Origin of the sequence: Bradyrhizobium sp. CCBAU 051011 (assembly GCF_009930815.1) — a bacterium.
Taxonomy (GTDB): domain Bacteria; phylum Pseudomonadota; class Alphaproteobacteria; order Rhizobiales; family Xanthobacteraceae; genus Bradyrhizobium.
In genome coordinates this window covers 6167079-6191347 of sequence record NZ_CP022222.1, presented here as the reverse complement: position 1 = coordinate 6191347, position 24269 = coordinate 6167079, and the positions used below count along the sequence as shown (strand labels likewise).

Annotated in this window: 21 protein-coding genes and 1 pseudogene; 11 read left to right on the top strand and 11 right to left on the bottom strand. The window is 63.4% G+C overall.

Translation table 11 applies throughout. From position 1 onward, the window contains the following. Positions 1-95: 95 nt before the first annotated feature. Positions 96-1001, bottom strand: a complete 906-nt coding sequence (locus ACH79_RS28950) for a LysR substrate-binding domain-containing protein (RefSeq protein WP_246738178.1) — start codon at positions 999-1001, stop codon at positions 96-98. Between the two features lie 185 nt (positions 1002-1186). Between ACH79_RS28950 and ACH79_RS28945 the strand changes: the two genes are divergently transcribed. The 5 genes from ACH79_RS28945 to ACH79_RS28925 are packed head-to-tail and all read left to right on the top strand — an operon-like array spanning position 1187 to position 6254. Further along, positions 1187-2338, top strand: coding sequence for an ABC transporter ATP-binding protein (locus ACH79_RS28945; RefSeq protein WP_161853975.1), 1152 nt, complete (start codon positions 1187-1189; stop codon positions 2336-2338). Further along, positions 2331-3272: a carbohydrate ABC transporter permease gene (locus ACH79_RS28940; protein ID WP_161853974.1), complete on the top strand. Its 942-nt coding sequence runs from the start codon at positions 2331-2333 to the stop codon at positions 3270-3272. The genes ACH79_RS28945 and ACH79_RS28940 overlap by 8 nt, the downstream gene beginning before the upstream one ends. After that, positions 3269-4105: a carbohydrate ABC transporter permease gene (locus ACH79_RS28935; RefSeq protein ID WP_161853973.1), complete on the top strand. Its 837-nt coding sequence runs from the start codon at positions 3269-3271 to the stop codon at positions 4103-4105. Before ACH79_RS28940 ends, ACH79_RS28935 begins: the two co-directional genes overlap by 4 nt. Before the next feature lie 31 nt (positions 4106-4136). Then, positions 4137-5417: an ABC transporter substrate-binding protein gene (locus ACH79_RS28930; protein ID WP_161853972.1), complete on the top strand. Its 1281-nt coding sequence runs from the start codon at positions 4137-4139 to the stop codon at positions 5415-5417. A gap of 9 nt (positions 5418-5426) precedes the next feature. After that, positions 5427-6254, top strand: a complete 828-nt coding sequence (locus ACH79_RS28925; RefSeq protein WP_161853971.1) for a phosphodiesterase — start codon at positions 5427-5429, stop codon at positions 6252-6254. A 128-nt stretch (positions 6255-6382) separates the two neighbouring features. Here the strand turns inward: ACH79_RS28925 and ACH79_RS28920 are convergent, their stop codons facing one another. From ACH79_RS28920 to ACH79_RS28885, 8 genes are all read right to left on the bottom strand, one after another. Next, the gene (locus tag ACH79_RS28920; protein WP_161853970.1) at positions 6383-7591 is read right to left on the bottom strand and encodes a cytochrome P450; all 1209 of its coding nucleotides are present in this window, start codon (positions 7589-7591) and stop codon (positions 6383-6385) included. Between the two features lie 82 nt (positions 7592-7673). Beyond that, positions 7674-8624, bottom strand: a complete 951-nt coding sequence (locus tag ACH79_RS28915; protein WP_161853969.1) for a catechol 2,3-dioxygenase — start codon at positions 8622-8624, stop codon at positions 7674-7676. Between the two features lie 13 nt (positions 8625-8637). Continuing rightward, positions 8638-9483, bottom strand: coding sequence for a hypothetical protein (locus ACH79_RS28910; RefSeq protein ID WP_161856626.1), 846 nt, complete (start codon positions 9481-9483; stop codon positions 8638-8640). 7 nt (positions 9484-9490) lie between these two features. Beyond that, positions 9491-10183: a 4-carboxy-4-hydroxy-2-oxoadipate aldolase/oxaloacetate decarboxylase gene (locus ACH79_RS28905; RefSeq protein WP_161853968.1), complete on the bottom strand. Its 693-nt coding sequence runs from the start codon at positions 10181-10183 to the stop codon at positions 9491-9493. After that, complete coding sequence (locus ACH79_RS28900; protein WP_161853967.1) at positions 10180-10905, bottom strand: PIG-L deacetylase family protein; 726 nt, start codon at positions 10903-10905, stop codon at positions 10180-10182. Before ACH79_RS28900 ends, ACH79_RS28905 begins: the two co-directional genes overlap by 4 nt. A 55-nt stretch (positions 10906-10960) precedes the next feature. After that, complete coding sequence (locus ACH79_RS28895; protein ID WP_161853966.1) at positions 10961-11965, bottom strand: tripartite tricarboxylate transporter substrate binding protein; 1005 nt, start codon at positions 11963-11965, stop codon at positions 10961-10963. Positions 11966-11978: 13 nt separating this feature from the next. Next, positions 11979-12848, bottom strand: a complete 870-nt coding sequence (locus ACH79_RS28890) for an amidohydrolase (RefSeq protein ID WP_161853965.1) — start codon at positions 12846-12848, stop codon at positions 11979-11981. A 36-nt stretch (positions 12849-12884) separates the two neighbouring features. Then, positions 12885-13616, bottom strand: a complete 732-nt coding sequence (locus ACH79_RS28885) for a TetR/AcrR family transcriptional regulator (protein WP_161853964.1) — start codon at positions 13614-13616, stop codon at positions 12885-12887. A gap of 92 nt (positions 13617-13708) precedes the next feature. Here ACH79_RS28885 and ACH79_RS28880 point away from each other — a divergent pair, with 92 nt between their 5' ends. Both ACH79_RS28880 and ACH79_RS28875 read left to right on the top strand, forming a co-directional pair. Further along, the gene (locus ACH79_RS28880) at positions 13709-14509 is read left to right on the top strand and encodes a transporter substrate-binding domain-containing protein (RefSeq protein WP_161853963.1); all 801 of its coding nucleotides are present in this window, start codon (positions 13709-13711) and stop codon (positions 14507-14509) included. Between the two features lie 56 nt (positions 14510-14565). Next, complete coding sequence (locus ACH79_RS28875) at positions 14566-15543, top strand: tripartite tricarboxylate transporter substrate binding protein (RefSeq protein ID WP_161853962.1); 978 nt, start codon at positions 14566-14568, stop codon at positions 15541-15543. Between the two features lie 27 nt (positions 15544-15570). Here the strand turns inward: ACH79_RS28875 and ACH79_RS28870 are convergent, their stop codons facing one another. Next, positions 15571-16833, bottom strand: a complete 1263-nt coding sequence (locus ACH79_RS28870) for an MFS transporter (RefSeq protein ID WP_161853961.1) — start codon at positions 16831-16833, stop codon at positions 15571-15573. Positions 16834-16915: 82 nt separating this feature from the next. Next, positions 16916-18664 (bottom strand): annotated as a pseudogene (locus ACH79_RS28865) (putative bifunctional diguanylate cyclase/phosphodiesterase); the annotation flags it as partial. Between the two features lie 606 nt (positions 18665-19270). Here ACH79_RS28865 and ACH79_RS28860 point away from each other — a divergent pair. The 4 genes from ACH79_RS28860 (at position 19271) to ACH79_RS28845 (ending at position 24173) form a co-directional block, all read left to right on the top strand. Next, positions 19271-21013 (top strand): ATP-binding protein, encoded by a 1743-nt coding sequence (locus ACH79_RS28860; protein WP_161853960.1) that lies wholly within the window; start codon positions 19271-19273, stop codon positions 21011-21013. Positions 21014-21124: 111 nt separating this feature from the next. Then, complete coding sequence (locus tag ACH79_RS28855; RefSeq protein WP_161853959.1) at positions 21125-21709, top strand: peroxidase-related enzyme; 585 nt, start codon at positions 21125-21127, stop codon at positions 21707-21709. Between the two features lie 129 nt (positions 21710-21838). Continuing rightward, complete coding sequence (locus tag ACH79_RS28850; protein ID WP_161853958.1) at positions 21839-22177, top strand: hypothetical protein; 339 nt, start codon at positions 21839-21841, stop codon at positions 22175-22177. A 952-nt stretch (positions 22178-23129) separates the two neighbouring features. Continuing rightward, positions 23130-24173 (top strand): alpha/beta hydrolase, encoded by a 1044-nt coding sequence (locus tag ACH79_RS28845; protein ID WP_161853957.1) that lies wholly within the window; start codon positions 23130-23132, stop codon positions 24171-24173. Positions 24174-24269 lie beyond the last annotated feature (96 nt).

Sequence of the window (24269 nt, the reverse complement as noted above, 5' to 3'; positions counted from 1 at the left end):
ACATTTCCGTTCCGCGGCGTGAGTTGCCGGAGTGCTCGCTATGTCCTTCTCCGATCCCAGTGCAATTCTACGAAGCTGCGGCGTAGGCCTTACACTCATGAAGGGCTGAGACGTAACCCGTCCACAGCCGGCGCGGGAAAGCCTATGGCGTCCCCATAGGCCGACATGCGGTGCGCGTGGAAGAACAGCTCCACCAGCCGCCCTCGTTTACCCGCGAGGGAAAAGATGTATTCCGGCGACTCCGCTTCCATCTCGGCAATCAAGACCTTCGCGATACGGTCAACGCGGCTCGAGCCATGCTCCCAGCCGAAGCCTATGCCGAGCTTGTTCGCTACCGCCTCCAGCATGCCTTCCCGCGTATTGACGACGATCGCAGGCGTCGGGCGCAGCCCCGCCAGCCGGAAAGCTTTATCCACCGTGCGCTGTGCCGAGGAGTCGCGGGAGCGAAACACCAGCGGATGTTCCATCAGGTTCATGATCGCAACCGGGGCCTGGCTGGCCAGCGCGTAGCCCGGATGGCACATCGCCACCACGCGCTGCTGGATGCAGGCTTCGCGGCGAAAACGGCTGTCGTCGGGGACTTCGGGCAGCACGGCAACATCGACCCGCTGGTCCACCACCGCGGCGACAATGGTCGACCAACTGCCGATCTCGATGCTGATCTGGACCTTCGGGAACAGCTTTCGAAAGGTCGCGATCAGCAACATGCCGGGCATGGCGTTGCCGAGCCCGATGCGCAACTCGCCGCCCGACAATTCGTCACGCTGCTGCAGGATCGCGAGCGCTTCGGCTTCGATCGATTGTACCTTGTTGGTCGCAGCATAGAGCCTGCGACAAAGCGTCGTCGCGATCAGCGTGTGTCCGTGTCGGTCGAACAGCGCCACACCGTATTCGGCCTCCAGCTCGCGCACGAGCTGGGCCACCGCCGGCTGCGAAACCCCTAGCCGGCGTGCTGCAGCAGCAAATGTGCCGGTCTCGAATACCGCATTGACCGCGCGCACGCGGGACCAAGTCAACGCCACAGCGCACATTCCCAGGTTGCGGCCGACGTCCCGACGTTTCAAACACGGCCAAAAGGACTTCTTGGGTCCAGCATAAGATTGGCCTTTGAACGTTATGTGACTGTCAGACCGTCCGCCTAACCCTGTGCGCAACGCAATGGGACGCACGGGGACAGATACGCGAAATGGCGCGGATTGAACTCAACGGTATCCGGAAGTCCTTCGATGCCACCGAAGTGCTGGGGGGTATCGATCTCACCATCGAAAACGGCGAATTCCTCTCGCTGGTCGGTCCCTCAGGCTGCGGCAAGTCCACCCTGCTGCGCATCATCGCCGGCCTTGAGCCGCAGAGCGCGGGCCAGGTGACCATCGACGGCAGCATCGTCGACGGCATCCGTCCGAGCGCGCGCAATCTCGCGATGGTGTTCCAGTCCTATGCGCTCTATCCGCATTTGAGCGCCTTCGACAACATGGCGGTGCCGCTGCGCATGCGCCGCCTATCGACCGTCGAGCGCCTGCCGCTGCTCGGTTCGTTGCTGCCCAGCCGCCGCCGCGAAGAGCGGAGCATTCGCGCCGATATCGCAAAGGTCGCGGCCCAACTCGAAATCTCCCACCTCTTGCAGCGCAAGCCCGCACAATTGTCCGGCGGTCAACGCCAGCGCGTGGCTGTCGGGCGTGCCATGGTGCGCCAACCCGAGGCGTTCCTGTTCGACGAGCCGCTTTCCAACCTCGACGCCAAATTGCGCGTCCACATGCGCGCCGAGCTGGCGGAGCTGCATCGCAGCCTGAAAAGCACCTTCATTTACGTGACGCACGACCAGGCCGAGGCGATGACGATGTCGAGCCGCCTTGCCGTGATGATCGGCGGCGAGCTGGTGCAAGTCGGCAGGCCCGCCGAGATCTACGACAACCCTCGCGACGTCAGGGTCGCTGAATTCGTCGGCAGCCCGAAGATCAACATGATGCCGGGCCGGATCCGCGACGACGGCCGGATCGAGGTTTTTGGCCACGTCCTTCGGCTAGCCAGCTCTCAGCCGCCGGAGAACTGCCGCATCGGCGTCCGCTCGGAGCGGATCGAGCTCGGCAATGGTCCGTTCTCGGGCGCCGTCGTCCATGTCGAGAACATGGGCGCGGAAGCGTTCGTGCATATCGGCCTGCATGGCACCGAGGCGCGGCTGGTCGCACGTGTCAACGACGTCAGGCGGCTGCCCGATATCGGAAGCCACCTCTCCTTCAACTTCGCTGCCGATGCTGTGCGCGCCTTCAACAGCGCGGGCAAACGCATCGACGTGACGGCAGAGCAGCCCGAGCGGATCAGGGAGCGCGCCGTTGTCTGACAACGCGGCCACCATCGACGGCGTAGCCATCCGCCTTTCCGTCCCGGCGGCGGCGCCGCGCCGCGGCCGCTTGCCATTGACGCCCTATGGGCTGGTGGCGCCGGCGCTGACGCTGATGCTGATGATGCTGCTCGGCCCGCTGGCCGGCGTGATCGCACTGTCTTTCACCGACTATCAGCTCGGCGCACCGAGCCTGTCCTGCATCGGGCTTGCCAACTACCACGAGATGTTCGCCGACAGGGTATTCTGGATCTCGCTGCGCAACACGCTGGTTTATGTCGGCATCGTGGTGCCCGGTGCGGTGACCGCGGGCCTCGCGATCGCGCTGCTGATCCAGAGCGGCACCAGCCTGCGCAGCCTCTATCGCACCATCTACTTCCTGCCGGTCATGGCCACGCTGATCGCGATGGCCGTGGTGTGGGAGTTCATGCTGCATCCGCAGTTCGGCCTGGTGAACGGCGTGTTGCGCGAGATCGGCGTTGCCGGCCCGAGTTGGCTGCAGGACCGCAGCACCGCGCTCTACGTGTTGTGCGCGATCGGCGTCTGGCAGGCGGCAGGCTTCAACATGGTGCTGTTCCTGGCCGGTCTCGTCTCGATCCCAAAGCCGCTCTATGAGGCCGCCGAGATCGACGGCGCTTCCAGCGCCTGGGCGCGCTTCCGGCTGGTCACCTGGCCGCTGCTGCGGCCCGTGACCACCTTCGTGGTCGTGATATCAGGCATCCGCTCCTTCCAGGTATTCGACACCGTGCATGTGCTGACCAAGGGCGGGCCGTCGAAATCCACCGAGGTGCTGATCCACAGCATGTACACGGAAGGATTCGAGTTCTTCCGCTCCGGCTACGGCGCGGCGCTCGCCGTGGTGTTCCTGACCTTCATCCTGCTGCTCACACTCATCAAGTCGAGGCTCGCCGACCGCGGCGTGCAATACGCATGACGACGCCTGCGAAACTCTCGCTCTGGTCGGTCACTCGCCACATCCTGCTGATCGCGGGCGCCGTCGCGATGCTGCTGCCGTTTGTCTGGATGATCTCCACGGCATCGAAGCCGCCGTCGGAAGTGTTCTCCAGCGAGCTGCATCTCATCCCGCGGCATTTCGCACTGTGGGAAAATTTGCAGACGGCGTTTGCAAAAGCCAATCTCTGGCGCTTCCTGCTCAACGGCGTGATCGTCACCGTCTCGATCTTCGTCCTGCAGTTGCTGGTCGCCTTGCCCGCGGCCTACGCCCTGGCAAAACTGCGCTTCGTCGGCCGCAATGCGCTGTTTGCGCTGGTACTGTTCGGCATCCTGATCCCGCCACAGGCAACCGCCATTCCGGTGTTCCTGCTCCTGCACAAGCTCGGGGTACTCGACAGCTATGCCGCGCTGGTGTTGCCCTTCACCATTTCCGTGTTCGGCATCTTTCTGATGCGCCAGTTTTTCCGCAACGTGCCCGACGATCTCGTCGATGCGGCGCGGATGGACGGCATTTCCGAGTTCGGCATCGTCTGGCGGGTGATGCTGCCGGCCGCGATCCCGGCGGTGACCGCCTTTGGCATCTTCTCCGTGGTGGCGCACTGGAACGACTATTTCTGGCCGCTGATCGTGCTCAACAGCGAGCATCTGCGCACCCCACCGCTGGCGGTCGCGCACTTCCGCAATGCCGAGGCCGGCACCAATTACGGGGCGCTGATGGCGGCCGCGATGGTGATCATCGCGCCGCTGCTGGTCGCTTTCCTGTTCGCCCAGCGCCGCTTTGTCGAGGGCATCGCACTCACCGGAATCAAGTAACGCGTCATCTCAAACAAAGGGGGAGTCTTCAATGCTGAAATCTTGGATCGCGGCAGCTGCGCTGTCGCTTGTGGCCAGTGCGTCGCTAGCGCAAGCGCAGACCGAAATAGTCATGCAGTATCCCTATCCGGAGCTGTTCACCGAGACTCACAGGAAGATCTCGGAGGAATTTGCAAAGGTTCAGCCGAACATCAAGGTGACGATGCGCGCGCCGTACGAGTCCTACGAGGATGGAACGCAGAAGGTGCTGCGCGAGGCCGTCACCAACCAGATGCCGGACGTCAGCTTCCAGGGCCTCAACCGGATCCGCGTTCTCGTCGACAAGAACATCCCGGCCCAGCTCGACGACTACATCGCGGCCGAAAAGGATTTCGACAAGCAGGGTTTTCACCAGGCGATGTTCGACATCGGCACCGCCAGCGGCAAGGTCTATGCCCTGCCCTTCGCGATTTCGCTCCCCATCGTTTATGTCAATCTCGACCTGGTGAAGCAGGCCGGCGGCGATGCCGCCAATCTGCCGAAAACCTGGGTTGAGCTGATGGCGCTGGCGAAGAAGATCAAGGCGCTCGGCAACGACATCAACGGCGTCACCTATGCATGGGATATCACCGGCAACTGGCTGTGGCAGGCGCCGGTGTTCTCGCGCGGCGGCACCATGCTCAATGCGGATGAGACCCGCGTCGCGTTCAACGGACCGGAAGGACAGTTCGCGATCCGCATGCTCGCCCGCCTCGTCACCGAGGGTGGCATGCCCAATCTCGATCAGCCGGCGATGCGCGCCGCCTTCGCCGCCGGAAAGACAGGTTTCCACATCACCTCGACGTCCGACCTCAACAAGGTCACCCAGATGGTCGCCGGCAAGTTCGCGCTGAAGACCCACACCTTCCCGGACGTGGTATCACCGAACGGCCGCCTGCCGGCAGGCGGTAATGTCGTGCTGATCCTGTCGAAGGACAAGGCCAGGCGCGATGCCGCCTGGGAAGTCGTAAAATTCTGGACCGGACCGAAGGGCGCGGCGATCATGGCCGAGACCACCGGCTACATGCCGCCGAACAAGGTCGCCAACGAGGTCTATCTCAAGGACTTCTACGTCAAGAATCCGAACAACTACACCGCCGTGAGCCAGCTCGCGCTGCTCACCAAATGGTATGCCTTCCCCGGCGACAACGGGCTGAAGATCACCGATGTGATCAAGGATCACCTCAACTCGGTGGTCACGGGCGCGCGGGCAAAGGAGCCGGATGCGGTGCTGGCCGACATGGCGGCCGACGTCCAGAAGCTGCTGCCGAAGACCACCGGAACGGCGCGCTGAGCTGGTACGATGAAATTCGTCATCCTCACCGATACTCACTTTGTCGCGCGCGGCCGCAAGATCTATGGCCTCGATCCCGCCGAACGGCTTGCGGCTGCGGTCGATTGCATCAACCGTCAGCACCGCGACACCGCCTTCGTCATCATTACCGGCGACCTCGCCCATTGGGGCGAGGATGCAGCTTACGAAAATCTCGCCGATGTGCTCTCCGGCCTCAACGCGCCAACCATGCTGTTGATGGGAAATCACGACCGGCGCGACGCCTTTGCGCGCTACTTTCCCGGCGTAAAGCGTGGCGCCGGTGGGTTCGTTCAAGCCATGCAGGTGTTCGATGAAGCGACGGTCGTCACGCTGGATACGCTGAACGAGGCCGCGCCCAATCATGAAGGCCTACTCTGCGCCGATCGCCTCGACTTCCTGGAGCAGGCGCTGCGCTCTGCGCCGACCGACCGGCCGCTGCTGCTGTTCCAGCACCATCCGCCCTTTGACACCGGCTTATGCTATATGGACACCATTCGCCTCGCCAATCCCGAGGCGGAATGGGAGGTGATCGCGCGGACGCGCCGGCCGGACTATCTGTTCATGGGCCATCTGCACCGGCCGATCGCGGGTATCTGGAACGGCATACCCTTCCACATCCAGCGCGCGCTGGCGCATCAGGTCGCGTTCGATCTGGAAACCGAAGGCCACATCCCTGGCTCGCACGAGCCGCCCGATTATTCGCATGTCACTGTTGCCGGCGGACAGATCGTGATCCACCAATGCCCGTTCCTATACGCCGGCCCGCGCTTCTCGCTGCACGACAAGGCCGCGCTCGACGGTCTGCTCGAGCGATAGCATGGCGCGTTTCGTACCGGCACCCATCGAGCGTTGCGAAACCGAACGGGATCGCAGCTTATCGCGCAAAATCGCAAGACTGGTCGTGGGAGGACGTTAGGCAGGCTTCAGCCTTCCAGCCGCGCTTCTCAATCCGCCGCCGCAACCGGCAGCGCCGCGATCATGCGGATGCCGGGCCGTCTCCGCCAATGAACTTGTGACGGCTCGACGACCAGCTTCAATCCGGGCCAGCGCGTGAACAGCGCCTGCAGCGCGCAAATCCCCTCGATGCGCGCGAGCTGATGGCCGAGACAGAAATGGATGCCGGTGCCGAACGACAAATGCCGGTTCGGCCGCCGCTCGAGATCGAGCCGTTCTGGACATTCGTTCGCCTGCGGGTCCAGATTGGCGGCGACGAGCATCGCCATGACGCGATCGCCCTTATTCAATTTCACGCCTTCGAGATCGACGTCCCGGCGCACGTAGCGCGGCTTTGAGAATTGCACCGGCGAGACGAAACGCAGGAATTCTTCCACCGCAAGGCCGGCACGACTCCAGTCCGCCGCGAGCCATTCGCGCCTGGCCGGATCCTTCAGCAGTTCGAAAACCGATCCGCTGATCAGATGCGTCGTGGTCTCGGAGCCGGCGTTGAGCAGCAGGAACACCATCGCGACCATCTCGTCCGGCGTGATGCGTCCGCCCTCCTTCTCGACGCGCACCAGTTCGGCGATCAATCCTTCGCCGCCCTCCTCGCGCGCCGCCTGCAGCCGTTCCTGCAGATAGCGACGCATTTTGAACAGTCCGCCGATCAGCCGCAGAAAGCTGAACGCGTTGGTGAGATGCGCGAGCGAGTTGGCCCAGGCGATGAATTTCGGCCGGTCCGCCGGCGGCAGGCCGAGCAACTCGCAGATCACCGCCAGCGGCAGCATCCGCGCATAACGCTGCACCAGATCGGCTGGACTGCCCGCCGCAAACAATTCGTCGGCGAGACGATCGGCGATGGCGCGGATATGAGGTTCCATGTCGAGCACGGCACGGCGGCGGAATGCTTCGTCGACGATGTCGCGCAGCCGCGTGTGATCCGGCTCGTCCATCGTCAGCATGTTGTTGGCGACGGTGCCGATGACGCGCGGCATCCACCAGGGCAATCCGACCAGCGCACCACCTTCCTTGCGCAACGTGAACGTCGCGCTGTCCTTCAGTACGTGTGCAGCCGCCTCGTAGGTCGTGGTGACCCAGACGCGGCCGATGATCGGAAACCGCGTTGCAACGACGGGGCCAAGCGCGCGCAGTTGGGCAACGCCCGCCTCGGGATTACGAAAGAAGGCCTCGCTGGTGAAATCCACGTGCCGCACCATCGACTACCTCAAAATGCCGTTCATACCGTCGCATCAAGATGGTGCGTGACATTGCAGGCGCAAGGTGGAGTTCACCGGTCGTTCACACCGGCGGCGTGCCGTGGGTGTGGAACGACTCGATCGTCTTCAGGCCCCAGGCCTGGCCCTTCTTTCGTTCCTCCTCGGTCCAGACGATCGGTTTCCAGTCGGGTGCGAGGATCAGGCGGGCACCGGCGTTGGCGACCTCGACGCGGTTGCCGCCGGGCTCGTAGACATAGAGGAAGAAGGTCTGCTGGATCGCGTGCTTGTGCGGGCCGGTCTCGATATGGATGCCGTTGTCGAGAAAGATATCGGCGGCACGCAGGATTTCCTCGCGGCTGTCGAGAGCGTAGGTGACGTGGTGGAAGCGACCGGACCTGCCGTAATGATCGCGGGTATAGGCGAAGTCGTAGCTCTTGTTCGACATCGTCATCCACATCGCGGCTTCCGTGCCGTCGTTGAGCACGATCTGCTCGGTGGTGCGCAAGCCGAGATAGCTCTCGAAGAACAGCCGGTTGGCCTTGATGTCCACCGCAAGGCAATTGAGGTGATCGAGCCGGCGGACGTTGACGCCGCGCGCGGGAAACCGCTGCGCCTGGTTCTTCAGTGCAGGCTTCAGTTCCGGTGGCGCCTGATACCATTCGGTCTCGTAATAGAGCTCGACGATATGGCCATCGGGGTCGCGGCAGCGGAACGCCGGCCCCTGCCCCATATCGCCATCGGTCCAGCCGATGTCGAAACCGGATCCCTTCAGCGCGGCGACCCTGCGCTCCAGCGCCTGCGGGCTGCGCGCGCGCAACGCCATGTGCTCCATGCCTGACGTCTTTGATGCCGTCAGCTTGAGCGAATAGCGCTCGTAATCGTCCCAGCCGCGCAGATAGACCGACTCGCCCTTCTGACCGCTAACCGTCATGCCCATGACGTCGACGAAGAATTTCAGGCTCTCGTCCGGCTTCGGTGTCAGCAATTCCATATGGCCGAGATGGGCGAGATCGAAGATCGGCTCGGGGGTCATTGCACTTCTCCCTCTAGCGCAATGCGCGCGTTACGTCGTCGAACAGTTCGTCGACGGCAAATGCGCGCGGAATGAGCTTTTGCTGCGCGGAGTAATCGATAATCAGCTGCAGCGACCGCTGCATTTCGTCTCGGCTGAAACGCGGCCCGGCTGGTGCAGCGGCGGCGGATTCGGTGAGCAGGCGATGGACCTCCCGCACCGCGTCCGGATGTTCTTCCGACAATCTCCGGCTCACCACGACCATATGGTTGATCGGCACCACACCGTGCTTGTCGAACCAGGCTCTCTCCTCGGCCTCGACATCGGCAAACAGCGGCTCCAAATCGGGATGATCGGATTTTTCGCCGAGCACCGCGTCGAGCTCGCCGTCGATCAGCATCTGCACGATCTGCTTTCCCGCCGGCGCCCGCTTGGTCGTGTCCTTGTATTCGGCGACATGGGCGTCCTCGAACGTCACCCACTCGATCGAATCGAGATCGACACCGTAATCATTGGCGAGAATGCCGCGCAGCCAGGCCCCGGTCGTGGTGGTGAAGGAGCGAATGCCGACGCGCCTGCCCGCAAGGTCGTGCGGCGTGAGCTTTCCTGCCTTCGTATTGTAGAGCGCATGGCCATGCTGAAACCGCGCCAGCACGACTTCCGGCAGCAGCACCATCGGCTTGCCGAACGATTTTGCCATCAGGTAGGTGACGATCGCCATCTCCGAGACGTCGAACGCGCCTTCGCGGACCATCGGCTTGAAGCCCTTGTTGGTCGGCGAATACTGCGCGAAGTCGAATTCGACCAGATCGGATCTGATCGAGCCGTTCTTGAGCGCGGTCGTGCCTGGATGGTCGCCGAGCAAGGTGCGCAGGCGCATCGCCACCTCAGTCCTCCTCCAGCGCGTCGACATAGACGAGGCCGGCCTTCGCCAGCGGCTCGCGCATATTATACATGTCGAGCCCGAGCACGCCGGCGGCGAGCTTTTGGCGCTTGCCGTCTTCGTCGGCGACGCGCTTTTCGCCTTTGGCGGCCACGTCGGCAGCGTCCTTGCGCCCGATCACGACCACGCCATCGTCATCGGCGACCACGGCATCGCCTGGCTTGACATTGATGCCGGCGCAGACCACGGGCACATTGACCGCGCCCAGCGTCGCCTTCACCGTGCCCTTGGCCGAGATCGCCTTCGACCACACCGGAAAGCCCATCTCGCGCAGCGATTTGGCGTCGCGGACGCCGGCATCGATGACGAGCCCCTTGACGCCGCGCGCCATCAGCGAGGTCGCGAGCAGGTCGCCGAACATGCCGTCGGTATTGTCTGTCGTGCAGCCGACCACCAGGATATCGCCGGGCTGGCACTGCTCGACCGCAACATGGATCATCCAGTTGTCGCCGGGCTGCGCCAGCACGGTCACGGCGGTGCCGGCGGCTTCGGCCCCGCTCCACACCGGGCGCAGATACGGCTTCATCAGCCCGAAGCGGCCATAGGCCTCATGCGCGGTGGCGACGCCGAGCGCACCGAGCCGTTTCACGAGTTCAGCATCGGTGCGCTTGATGTTGCGGACGACGACGGTCTTCATGCCAGTTCCTCCATCGCCATCGGGAACAGCCGCTGATAGGCCTCGCCATAGGTCATCGGCTTGCCGGTGTTGCGGCCGCCCTGCACGCCCCGCTGCAGCGCGACGCGCTCGTAATAGGCCCACAGATGTTTCTGCGCGGCGAGGATCTCGAACGTCTTCCGCTTGATCTCCCAGACCTCATCGATGTTGAGGATCACCTGCGGCTTGAAATTGCACATCTCCGGCTGGTGCGGCTCGAACAGGAACACCGGCGGCGCGGAGTAGGTGTATTTGGCGCCGGGCTTATGGCCCATCGCCTGCGCGACCACGCGGGTTTCCTGGGCAAAGTGCGCGGCGTTCGGGTGATCGAAATTATAGGGATCCTCCAGTGCGTGGGTCAGTACGAAGGACGGGTTGAGCTCGCGGTAGATATCGACCATGCGGTCGAAATGCTTATCCGTCAGCCGCAGCGGGTAATCTCCGGCATCGAAGAATTCGATTTCCGCCCCCAGCATCTCCGCTGCGCGCTGCGCCTCGTCGCGCCTTCCGGCCTTCACCTTCTCCATCGTCGCGCCCGCCTCCTTCCAGGCGAACTGGCTCTCGCCGCGCTCTCCGAAGGATAGGCAGGCGATCTTGACGCGATAACCTTTCTTCACATGCAGCGCGATCGCGCCGCCCGCGCGCCAGACGAAATCGCCGGGATGCGCCGTGACCACAAGGCCCGTTTTGCCAGCGTTGCTCATGATCGGGATTTCCTCCTTGGCTTGTTACGCGTGGCCGGCCGCACCGGCAGCGCGACTACTGTTTGGCAATTCCTGCCCGCTCGATCACCTGGGCCCATTTGTCGATGTCGCTCTTCAGGCGCGCGAGGATTTCCTCGGGCGAACTGGCCTTGGCCTCGATGCCTAGTTCAAGCGCGCGCTTCTTCAAATCCGGCGTGTCGAGCACTTCGCGCAGCGCGGCGTTGAGCACCTTGATCACCTCCGGCGGCGTGCCCTTGGGTGCAAAGATCGCGTTCCATGACCTTGCCTCGAAATCACCGCCGCCCGCTTCCTTTACCGTCGGCACGTCCGACAAAAACGTGGTCCGCACGGGCCCCGAAGACGCGACGGCAATCGCCGCCTTGTCGGCAATGTGCGACTGCACAGCACTGAAGTTCTCTATCGCCATCTGGATGTCGCCACGCAAGAGCGCGATCAGCACCTCCGGCGAACTGCGGAACGGCACGATGGTGACATCGACACCGGCGGTTGATTTGAACAATTGCGCCGCAAGGTTCTGGGTCGAGCCGACATTGATGGTGCCGACATTGAGCGCGCCGGGCTTCTGCTTTGCTGCCTTGATGAACTCCGCCAGCGTCGGATAAGACGATCCCGCCTGGGTGGTGAAGATGAAATCGAAATAACCCATGCTCGAAACCGGCACGAAATCGGTCACCGGGTTGAACGTCAGGTTCTTGAACAGCGATACGGAAATCGCGGTGCCGTTGCTGAACAGCGCCAGCGTATAGCCGTCCGCGGGGGCAGTCAGCACCGCGCGCGCCGCGTTGATGCCGCCGGCACCCGGCATATTCTCGATCACGAAGCGCTGGCCCAGCTTCTCGCCGAACCGCTCGGTGACCAACCGCGCCGTGACGTCGGCCACCCCGCCGGCGCCGAAAGGGAGGATCAGCCGCACCGGCTTGTTCGGATAGTTTTGCGCATGGGCGATTTGCGGAAGCAACAGCGCCGCCAGCAAGGCGGCGATGCCGACGAACGACACGACATGCCGGCTCAATGTGAATCGCTCGCGTTTATCCGCCATCGCCCGCGCTCCCTTAGAACTCGAACAGCCGCGCCGGATTATCGACCAGAATCTTCTGCTGCAGGTCCGGCTCCGGCGCAAACAGCGGGATGAGATCGACCAGATCGCCGTCGTTGGGCATCACCTTGACGTTCGGGTGCGGCCAGTCGGTTCCCCAGATCACGCGGTCGGGCGCGGTCTCGACGATGCGGCGCGCGAACGGCACCGCGTCGTGGAATGGCGGTCCGCCCGACGACACCCGCTCGCAGCCGCATACCTTGACCCAGCATTTCTCGTCCCGGTTCATCAGCTCGATCAGTGTCCGGAACGGAAGCTGGGCGAGACCGTCAGACGCCTTGACGCGGCCCATGTGGTCGATGGTGTAGCGAACCGGCAATTTTGCCAGCATCTCGGCATATTCAGGCAGGTCGATCGCATCGAAATGCAGGTCGATATGCCAGTTAAGCGGCGCCACCATCGCGACGATGCGATGGAAAGCGCCCATGTCGGGCACTCCGCCGAGATGGCGCACAAAGTTGAAACGGCAGCCGCGAAAGCCGCCCTCATGCAGCTCGCGAAGGCCACGCTCGGTGATGGTATCATCGATATTGGCCACCGCGCGAAAAGTTCCGTTGCTCACCGCGATGGCGTCGAGCGCGACGCGGTTGTCAGTGCCGTGCACGCTGGCATTGACGATGACGGCGCGGCCGATTCCGAGCTTCTTGTGCAGTGCCTGGAAATCCTCCAGCGGCGCGTCGGGCGGCGTATAGGGCCGTCCCGGTGCGTAAGGATATTTGTCACCGGGGCCGAAGATGTGGGTATGCGCGTCGCACGCCAGCGCCGGCAGCTTGAATTTCGGCGTTCGCGTATCGGGATCGGGTCCGGGAATCGTGGGCTTGTTCATCGTGCCTTCTGCAGTGCTTGGGTTTTGCGCGCGTACCTATTCGGCCGGATTTTCTTTCCGCTTTCGGGCAGCCGCTACCGCGCGTGGCTGAACGGTCTTGGTCCGGCGTGACGCGCTGTCGATGTGATCGATGTCAAGCGCCTGCAACGAGGCCACTGTCGCCGAGACGAGTTGCTCGATCGCTTCCGCCATATCGGCGCCGTCCGCTTCGCCGCGGGAAAGCCGCGTCACCCGTTCCGGATTGACGAGGGTGTAATAGAGCGCGCCGAGCAGAAACTGCGACCGCCACACGATCGTCGTCCGCGGCAGATGCGGCAGGCTTTCTCCGATGGCATCGATGAAGGCATGCGTGGTGTCGTCGAAGATTTCCGCGATGATGCGCCCCACCACGGCGTTGCCTTCGGCCGACATCACGGCGCGCAACCGCGTGAACCGCGCCCCGCCGCCGGCAAGATCGGTGCTGGACGAAAACGCCGGCTGCACATAGGCCCGCACGATTGCTTCCAGACGGTCCTGCACGTCGCGTACGCGCTGTGCCGCCACCAATAGCTCGATGCGGCGCTTGTTCATCGGACCGCAATGGCGCTTGTAGATTTCCAGCAGCAGCCCGTCCTTGCTCTTGAAGTGATAGGTGATGCTGCCCGGATTGGCGCCCGCCTCCAGCGCGATGTCGCGGATCGACACGGCATTGAAGCCCTTGGTCGAAAACAGCAATTCGGCCGCGCTCAGGATGGCTTCCCGCATGTTGGGATTTCGCGTCATGGGCATTTGCTTTCCGCTCTCGACTTTTGTACGTTTGTACAAAGTATCAGGTCTAGTCAACAAACATCTGGGCCGGGACGACAAGGGAGAGCGGCCGGATGCGCCGGATTATCGTTGCGTTTCTGATCGGTGCCGGGGCACTGGCCTGGCACGGCGCTGGCCTTGCCACCGACGCCGACCCGGAAACGCGGCTGATGATGGCGCCGTCAGGCGTCTTGCGGGCCGGACTCTATCCGGGCACGCCGACCTCGATCCTGCCGGACGCCGGAGCGGGCGAGCCGCGCGGCGTCGGTCACGATCTCGGCAAGGAGCTCGCGCGGCGGCTTGGCGTTCCCTATGAGCCGGTCGTGTTCGCCAAAAACGCCGACGTCCTCGCCGCCGTCAAAAATGGAGAGGTCGATGTCGCCTTCACCAACGCAACCGCGGTGCGGGCGCGGGATATGGATTTCGGCCCACACTTTCTCGAAATCGAACTCGGCTATCTCGTCTCTCGCGAGTCCACGCTGACCACGCCGGCAGAAATGGACTCGCCGGGACTGCGCATCGGCGTGACCGCGGGCAGTTCCACGGACGCCACCCTTTCGCGCGATTTCAAACACGCCGAAATCATCCGCGCCGCCACGTTCGACGTCGCGATCGAGATGCTGTCGGCCGGCGCGATCCATGCCTACGCAACCAACAAGGCCACGCTGTTCGAGATGGCGGAGAAATTGCCGGGCTCGAAAGTGCTCGAGGGACGCTGGGGAATCGAGCGGCACGCCATCGCTATCCCCAAAGGGCGCGATCAGGCAATGGCTTTTGTCCGCCAGTTCACGAACGAGGTGAAGTCGGAAGGCGTGGTCGGCGCCGCCATCGCACGCGCCGGATTGCGCGGCGCGGCGACGTCGCCTGCGGAATAGCGATGCGACGCGGCGCCTGAAGTCTCAGTGATATCCAGCAACGAGGACCTTTTCTCATGATCCGACGCCGAACATTCGTCCGCACTATCGCCGCTGCAGCCCTCGTTTCACTCGCCGGCACGGCTGTGCATGCGGAGACGTTCCCGACCAAGCCCGTGCGTATCCTGGTGCCCTACGCCGCCGGCGGCGCGGTCGACGTGCTGGCGCGCACGCTCGGGCAATCGCTGTCGAAGACCTGGGGCCAGCAGCCGGTCGTCGAAAACCGTCCGGGCGCCGGCGGGATCATCGCATCGCAGGCGCTCACGCAATCGCCGTCGGACGGCTACACGCTGATCCTGGTCGCAAGCGGCCATCCGCTGAACCAGTTCTTCTATCCAAAACTGCCCTACGACACCTTCAAGGACTTCACCGCCATCAGCGAGATCGCCTATTCGCCGCTCGCAATCGTGGTGCCTAAAAACAGTTCGGTGAAGAATTTGCAGGAGTTGCTGGCGACCGCGCGCGAAAAGCCGGACTCTTTATCCTACGGCATGTCCGGCAGCGGCACCTCGGCCCATCTCGCCGGCGAGCTTCTGAACTACATGGCCAAGGTCAAGATCCAGGCGATCCCCTACAAGGGCGGCGCCCCTGCCCTCACCGCCGTGATCGCGGGCGAGATTCCGATGAGCGTCAACCCGCTGCCGGAAGTCGTCGGCCAGCTCGCGGGCAATGCGGTGCGCGCCCTTGCCGTGACGACGGCGCAGCGCTCGAAGGCATTGCCCGATATTCCCACGGTCGCCGAAGCCGGCCTGCCCGGCTATGACGCCTCCGTGTGGTGGGGCTTTCTCGGACCCGCCGGCATGGCGCCTGAGCTGGTCACAAAGATCCACTCCGATCTAGCCACCGCGCTGAAAGATCCGGTCGTGCTCACCGCGCTGGAAAAAATGGGCGCCACGCCGGTCGGCAATGCGCCCAGGGAGTTCGACGCCTTCATGCGCGCCGAAGCGGCTAAGTGGGAGCCGGTGCTGAAAGAGGCGAACATCAAGGTGCAGTGAGATGGCCGCGCCGGTTGCGCGGTCAGATCACCGCGCGTTCGCCGGCGCGTGCACGTGCCACAGATCGGCCCGCCAATGCAGCACGATCGCCAGCATCAGCGCGAGACCGGCCGCCGCATAGAGCGTTCCGGTCGCCGCAAATCCGATCTCGTCGATCAGACCGCCGGCGGCCAACAGGCCGATCGGCAGGCCGTAGATCACCATCATGCGTACGCCCATGACCCGGCCGCGAAAATTCTCGCTCGCAGTCCGCATCAGGATGACGGCAATCGAGATCATGGCGAGGCTTTGCGAGAAGCCCGCCACGACGAGGCACACGATCGCGGTCGGCACGGTCTGCATCTGCACAAACACCAGCAACGTCACGTACCAGATGACGGTTGCGCCGATCATCAGTCGCGCCACGCGGATGCCGCCGAACAGGCTCAACAGAATCGAGCCGACCAGCGAGCCAATCGCAAAACTCGCCGACAGATACCCAAGCCCGGTCTGGTTGGTGCCGTAGATCGTCTTGGCGATATAGGGCAGCAAGCCGTTGGAGAGCGGATAGGCGGTCAGGTTGGCCAAAAATGCCACCCAGAGCGCGGCCTGCATCCGCGGCGTGGTCCAGCAATAGGCCACGCCCTCCTTGAGGTCGCGCAGCGGCGAGCGCTGCAATGCCTCGCTAGGGGCCTCGCCCGCCGAGTTCGTTTTCCTGGCCGGCACCACGATGCACAGCGTCAGCGCGGTTGCGGTAAGATAGAGGCAGACGATCGCCACATAGGCCGGGCCCATGCCGAGCGCGGCAAACAATCCGGCGCCGCTTAGCGCGCCGGCGATGCGCGCGGTGTCCATCGTCGTGCGCGAGATGCTGATCGCCCCGATCAACTGGCCATGCGGCATGATGGTCGCAACCAGTGCGCCGCGCACGCCGAGGTCCGATGGGCGAACGATGCCCATCACGGCCGCGACGATGAAGACATAGAGCGGAGCGAGGTGGCCGGACAGCGCCAGCGTCATCAGTACGGCCGCCAGCACCGCGTAGACCGCGCGCATCATCGCCAGCAGGTCGCGATGGCCGATGCGGTCGCCGACGACGCCGAACATCGGCGCTACCAGCGTACCGATATAGCCAAGCGAGGCGAATAGCGTGAGCAGCAGCACCGAGCCGGTCTCGACCAGCACATACCAGCCGAGAATGATCAGCTCCATCTCGAACGCCCACGAGGTGAGCAGATCGGCGGGCCACTGAAAACGGTAATTCCTGACACGAAATGGTGCGAGCGCCGAAGGCCGCGCCGGCTCGCTCAAGATGCGTTGTCGCGATTCATCGCGGTTCACCCTGCCCTGTTTCTTATTATGCAGAACTGGATAGCAAGCCGGGGGCGGCGTTTCAAGCAGCCGACATCGCTCGTCCGCTATGCGTCAGCAATAGCCGCCTCACCTCCGCGGCCGGTATCGCAGGGCTGAATAGATAGCCCTGCATCTCGTTGCAGCCGAGGATGTACAGCAAGTTCCTCTGCTGCTCGGTTTCGACGCCCTCCGCCGTCGTCATCATGTCGCTGGCGGCGGCGATGTTCACCACGGCCTGGACGATCGACGAGGATGCGCCGGGGCCGGCGATATCCTGGATGAAGGAGCGGTCGATCTTGATCTTGTCGAACGGGAATCGCTGCAGATAGCTGAGCGAGGAATAGCCGGTGCCGAAATCGTCCAGCGCGATCCGCACGCCCAGCTTGCGCAACTGATGCAGCGCGTCCAGCGCCGCGTCGTCGCGAATGAGTACGGCCTCCGTGATTTCGAGCTCGAGCCTGCTGGCAGGCAGGCCGGAGGCAGCCAGCGCAGCCGCCACGTTCAATGCCAGCGACTGGCTTCTGAACTGCACCGGCGAAACGTTGACCGCGACGCGGACATGATCCGGCCAGGTGGCGGCCTCGGCGCAGGCCGCGTTGAGCACCCATTGGCCGAGTTCATTGATGAGGCCGCTCTCTTCCGCAATCGGAATGAATTCCGCCGGCGAGATCATGCCGCGTTCGGGATGCCGCCAGCGCAGCAGCGCCTCGCAGGATGAGATCTTGCCGTCCTCGATATTGACCACCGGCTGATAATGGGTCTCGAGCCTGCCGTCGCTGATCGCCTGACGCAGCTCCAGCTCCAGGCCGCGCCGCGCCTTGGCGCGCTGGTCCATGCCGGCCTCGAAGAAGCGGTAGGTCCGCCGTCCGTCGCCCTTGGCACCGTAGAGCGCGAGATCTGCATTCCTCAACAACTGGTCGAGCTCCACCCCATCGCCGGGGGCAAGCGCGATGCCGATGCTGGCATCGGTGCTGATCAGATGCCCCGTGCAATCAAGCGGCTGCCTGATCGCCGAATAGATTTCGTCAACAAGCCCTGTAGTTTCCGAGCGGTCCTTGATAGCGGTTTGAATCACGGCGAACTCGTCGCCGCCGAGCCGAGCCGCCACATCGCTTTCCTTGAGGCAAGCGCGCAGGCGCTCGGCGACGCCCTTGAGCAACTCATCGCCAACCGCGTGGCCGAGCGCGTCGTTGACGCTCTTGAACTCATCGATGTCGATATAGAGCACCGCGAGTTGCTCGCCGGGCCGGATCGCCTTGAGCAACTGTTCCAGCCGCTCGCGGAACAGCAGCCGGTTCGGCAGCTCGGTCAGCCCGTCATAATGCGCCAGATGCGCGATCTTCTCCTCGGCGCGTGTGCGCTCGGTGATGTCTTCGATTGTAGCGACCCAACCGCCGCCCTTCAGCGGCCGGTTGATGATCTCGATCGCGCGGCCACCCGGCGCTTCCGTGAGCTGGCGCGTGGCCTTGCCGAGCCTCACCGTTTGGATGATCGCGTTGCAGAATTCATCGACGTCGCCATCGAATGATCCGGTTTCTTTCCGGTGGGCGATCAGCCGCTGCATGGTGCAGCCGGGCTTGGCCACATCGGGCGACAAACCGAACATCTCGAGATAGGGCTCATTGCAAATGATGATCCGCGCAGATGCATCATAGAGAACAAGACCTTGCGGGATGTTGTTCACGGCAATCGAGAGCTGGCGCCGCTCGGTCGCCAGCCGCTGATCGGTCAGGCGATCGCGCCTCACCAGGAGACCGGCGATCACGGACAGAACGGCGACGAGCGCGAGCAACACGCGTTCGCGAAGACTCCATGCCGTGGGATCGGCCGCAATCACCGCCGCAAGCAGAATCCCGCACACCACAAGAAGTTTGACCGTTCCGCTTCCGAGCGCAAAACCGGCCGGACCGCCCGATATTTGATAACCGCCGTCGTTGCTCACCCGACATACCCTTGGAATGCGACAGAGGTCCGTGCAATGGAACTCAGACCGCAAATCGCGCGCCCCGCGGCATTGTTGCGTAGTCCTGATGGAGGCCGCGTTACAACTTGCAGTTAGCAATCGGTTACCACGCACACGCGTCGGCTCCGATCCGCAATCCCAAATCAAGAGGTTACCGGGAGGCGGATCACGGGCCGCGCCTCTCGTCCGGAGTGGTAAATGAACGATTAATTCGCGAACGGCGTTGCATGCAGCGAGAAATGCAAGAAAGCCCTTATTTTCCAGCGCAACTCGCAGCCGGCAGCGCTGACGGAGCTTTGCTGCGAAAACGAATCCTGACCGAGATGCCGCAGATTTAGCTGATACGGAATCGCGCCGGTTTAACCGTTTCGCTAGTCGGCGCCGCCCATAATGGAGGTCAGACCCCAATTCTAGAGATCCAGGTTCAACACCGTGACATCCTTCGGACGTGTCATTTCCGTGCGCGGCTCGCAGGCCCGGGTCGGACTTCTGGCGACAGGCCAGATGCCCGTCTCCGAAGTGCGCGCCACCGTCGGCCGCTTCATCAGCATTCGCTGCGCCCAGTCCACGATCGTTGCGATGCTCACCGAGGTATCCTGCGAGGATCTGCCGAGCTCCGACAACTATATCGCGAGCGCCTCGGTCGACCTGCTCGGCGAAATTTCCGGCGGCGAGCGTCCCAAATTCCAGCGAGGCGTCACCAATTATCCGACGATCGGCGATGACGTCGACCTCATCACGGCCCAGGACCTGCGCACCGTCTATGCGCCGAGCGGATCGGACCAGATCAATGTCGGCACCCTGCAGCAAGACCGCTCGGTGATCGCCTATGTCGACGTCGAGGAAATGCTCTCCAAGCACTTCGCCGTCCTCGGTTCCACCGGCGTCGGTAAATCGACCAGCGTGTCGTTGCTGCTCAACGAGATCCTGAAAGCACGGCCGAACCTGCGGGTTTTCCTGCTCGACGTGCACAACGAATATGGCCGCTGCTTCGGCGACCGCGCGCTGGTGCTCAACCCGCGCAATCTGAAGCTGCCGTTCTGGCTGTTCAACTTCGAAGAGATCGTCGACGTGTTGTTCGGCGGCCGGCCCGGCGTGCCCGAAGAGCTCGACGTTCTCGCCGAAGTCATCCCGATGGCGAAGGGACTCTACACCCAGTATCAGAACTCCGACCGGCTCGGGCTGAAGCGCGTCGACCCCAAGTCGGGCGGCTACACGGTGGATACGCCGGTGCCGTACCGGCTGGTCGATCTGATTTCGCTGATCGACGAGCGGATGGGCAAGCTGGAGAACCGCTCCTCGCGCATCATCTATCACAAGCTGATTTCGCGCATCGAGACCGTGCGCAACGATCCGCGCTACGCCTTCATGTTCGACAACGCCAATGTCGGCGGCGATACCATGGCGGAAGTCATCAGCCATCTTTTCCGCCTGCCGGCCAATGGCCGGCCGATGACCATCATGCAGCTCGCCGGCTTCCCCGCCGAAGTCGTCGATTCCGTGGTGTCGGTGCTGTGCCGCATGGCGTTCGATTTCGGCCTGTGGAGCGACGGCGTGTCGCCGCTTCTGTTCGTCTGCGAAGAGGCGCACCGCTACGCCTCGGCCGACCGCAACATCGGTTTCGGCCCGACCCGGAAAGCCGTCTCGCGCATCGCCAAGGAGGGCCGCAAATACGGCGTCTTTCTCGGCCTCGTCACCCAGCGTCCGGCCGAACTTGACGCCACCATCATCTCCCAGTGCAACACGCTGTTTGCGATGCGCCTTGCCAACGACCGCGACCAGGCGCTGCTGCGCTCGGCCGTCTCTGACGCCGCCGCAAACCTCTTGTCCTTCGTGCCTTCGCTCGGCACCCGCGAGGTGCTGGCCTTCGGCGAAGGGGTGGCGCTGCCGACGCGCCTGCGCTTCAAGGAGGTGCCGGTCCACCAGTTGCCGCGCAGCGAAGCCACCATCGCGTCCGTGCCGTCGGTCGCCGCCGGCCATGACATGCACTTCGTCTCCGCCGTGCTGGACCGTTGGCGTGGCGCCACCTCCAACCGCGACGTGCCGAACGATCCCGGCATCGGCGGCGAGCGGCCCGCCGCCCGTATCATGACGCCGGTGGAAGCGCCGATGCTGCAGCCCTCGATGGGGCTCGATCCCGACCGCTTCTCGCTCTTGAAAAAGCCGCTGCGCTGAGGCGCCACAGCCTTGCGCGATTCTCGCGCGCGCGGCGGTATGCACCTGGCCGCGAAACGCGATATGGTTCCGGCAACGCCGCATCCCGCGGCCTTGAGCCGGAACCCCTTCATGACCAAGCCTGCCGCCCCGCGATTTCAGCCGCCCGCCATCGACAAGCTGCCGGAGGATATCCGCACCCGGATTCTTGCGGTGCAGGAGAAATCCGGCTTCGTGCCGAATGTCTTCCTGACGCTGGCCTATCGTCCGGACGAATTTCGCGCCTTCTTTGCCTATCATGACGCGCTGATGGAGAAGGACGGCGGGCTGACCAAGGCCGAGCGCGAGATGATCGTGGTGGCGACGAGTAGCGCCAACCAGTGTCACTACTGCGTGATCGCGCATGGCGCGATCCTGCGCATCCGGGCCAAGAACCCGCAGATCGCCGACCAGATCGCGGTCAACTACCGCAAGGCCGACATCACGCCGCGCCAGCGCGCCATGCTCGAGTTCGCCATGAAGGTGAGCCGAGCGGCGAACGAGGTGTCGGAGGCCGATCTTGCCGAAGTCGCCGGCCACGGCTTTTCCGACGACGACATCTGGGACATCGCGGCGATTTCGGCCTTCTTCGCGCTGTCGAACCGGCTGGCCAACGTCACCGCGATGCGCCCGAACGATGAGTTCTACATGATGGGGCGGCTGTCGAAGCAGGGCTGAGCCGGCCGGCGAGCGCCCAGTTCCAGGCATTGCGGGTCGGGATGGCTGTCCCGCGTCGATCAAGATTTCATGTTGGAAGTTCAGCCGCCGTGCTAAAAAGACGAACTGATTTCTCGCGGATCGACGGCAGTGAAAACCCAGCGGCCCTTTAGCTCGGACGAAGAGCATGTCGTGCTCAAGTTCCGGCCGCGCACCTCCGCCCATCCGCCTGCCCGGCGGGACCAACCCGAGCCAGCGAAGGCGCAGCCGGCGGCGAGCGACCTTTCCCGCTATGAGCGGCCGCGCGATGAGGGCGACGATTTCCGTCACCGCATGCTCGCCAATGTCGCCGCCTTCGCCTTCACCGTGGCGCTCACCGCGATCGGCATCTGGCTCGCGGTCAGCATCGCCGATCTCCGCAAGACTCAGGACTGCGTGCTGATGGGCCGGCGCGATTGCGCGCGGATTTCGGTGACGCCGCACGGGTAGTCGTGTGGACAACGACCTATTCGGTTTTCAAACAGCCGGCATGTAGCCCGGATGGAGCGTAGCGCAATCCGGGAATCGTCACCCGCATTGACACTGCCCCGGATTTCGCTGCGCCCCATCCGGGCTACGCGGTTCAACGCTTCGCTCGCGATGACATGGCTACAGTTTCGCATTCTCGCGACACCATGCGCCCGAGTTTTGCAAATCGTTCACCCCCAAAAGTGAGAGGGCGCAGGGAATGCCGGGTGCTTTGCTGCACCCGCGGTCTCGTGTGCAAATGCACTTAAGGAAATGCGCACACGAGCATACAGGTACAGCCGGAGCAGCCCGGCATTCCCTGCGCAGTGGGTTTACGGCTTATGCCGCGCTCTCCCTGGAGACGAATTCCTCTTGCCTCCATCACCGGCGAATTGGCGGTTCACCGAAACTCGGTCGAGCTTCGAAAACCTCCGCCGGCTTGACACCAGCCACGGGCGCCAGGACCACACGGTTTTGCCGTACGCAGCTTCCTCTGCCAAAGACGTCAGCCAGCCAAGTGCTGCCGGCCGAAGTTCCTGGCGGAAGCGTTTAAGCGCCGTACGTCCTGCGCGCCGCGCTCGCTCACGGAGAACCGCCCTGCGAACACTTCTCGCGCCCGACGCTGCCGCGTCCACCGCAACCCGCTCCAACGTTCGTGACGATGGCCAACGCCCCTCTTCTCGGAACGGGATGGCCGATTTGTAAGCGTGATTTGGGCTGACGGCGAAGCTGTATATTTTTCCGCGCACGACTGGACGGGGCAAATCAGCTTGAAGTTGTTGAAGAAAATCGTGCGAACGCGCAGCGCATCTTTAGCTCCGATTAGTCACCGTCAGACCCATCCGCTTTCGTCACCGGGCGAGAATTAGATGCACGGCGAGCGCAATTGCCGTTACGTTACGTAGGCAGAAACAAAGAAAATACGAGGGAGGCTATGGTGAGACTTTCGATCGCGACCGCAGGCTTTTTTCTCGCAACGCTGCTTTCCATTCCGGCGCTGGCACAGACGAGGCCCCTGGTGACCGAAGAGATGATGGTCAAGACTTCCGATCCCGGCATCGAAATCTACGTCCGCAACAAGCGGCCGGCTGACATGACGTCGTTCCGCCCCGAGCAAACCGTGCTCTACGTGCACGGCGCGACCTATCCGTCCGAGACGGCGTTCGACCTCAAGCTCGATGGCCTGTCCTGGATGGAATACATCGCCGCGCGCGGCTACGACGTGTGGCTTCTCGACCTGCGCGGCTACGGCAAATCCACCCGCCCGAAGGAAATGGCCGACAAGCCCGAAGCCAATCCGCCGATCGTGAACGGCGAGACCGCGGTCAAGGACATCGGCACCGCCGTCGATTTCATCCTGCGGCACCGGAACATTCCGCGCCTCAACCTGCTCGGCTGGTCCTGGGGCACCACGCTGATGGCCACCTACACCACGCAGAACGCCGCGAAGGTCGAACGCCTTGTGCTCTATGCACCAAGCTGGATCCGGCAAACGCCTTCGCTGGTTCAGGCCGGCGCCGGCAAGCTCGGCGCCTACCGCATGGTCAATCGCGATCAGGCAAGGGAACGCTGGTACACCGGCGTGCCCGAGGACAAGAAAGCCAGCCTCATCCCCGCCGGGTGGTTCGACGCCTGGGCGGCTGCGACCTTCGCAACCGATCCGGACGGTGCAACGATGAATCCGCCGGTGGTCCGCGCCCCCAACGGCGTCGTACAGGACGGCGCCGAATTCTTCGGCGCCGGCAAACCCTATTACGATCCCGCCAAGATCACGGCGCCAACTTTGCTGGTCGGCGCCGAATGGGACCGCGATACGCCGCCCTACATGGCGCAGACGCTGTTTCCGCTCCTCGTGAATTCGCCGGGCAAACGCTACGTCGCGCTGGCCGAGGGAACGCACAGCATCATCATGGAGCGCAATCGCCTGAAGTTGTTCGAAGCGGTACAGGCGTTTCTGGATGAAGCGAAGAAGTCGTGAAGGCCGGTCCGGAAACGTAAGGGGGATCAGCGATAGCGTATTCGTGGTTCGCAGGATGGATGCAGCTCAGCGATACTCATCAATCGCGAGCCGAGA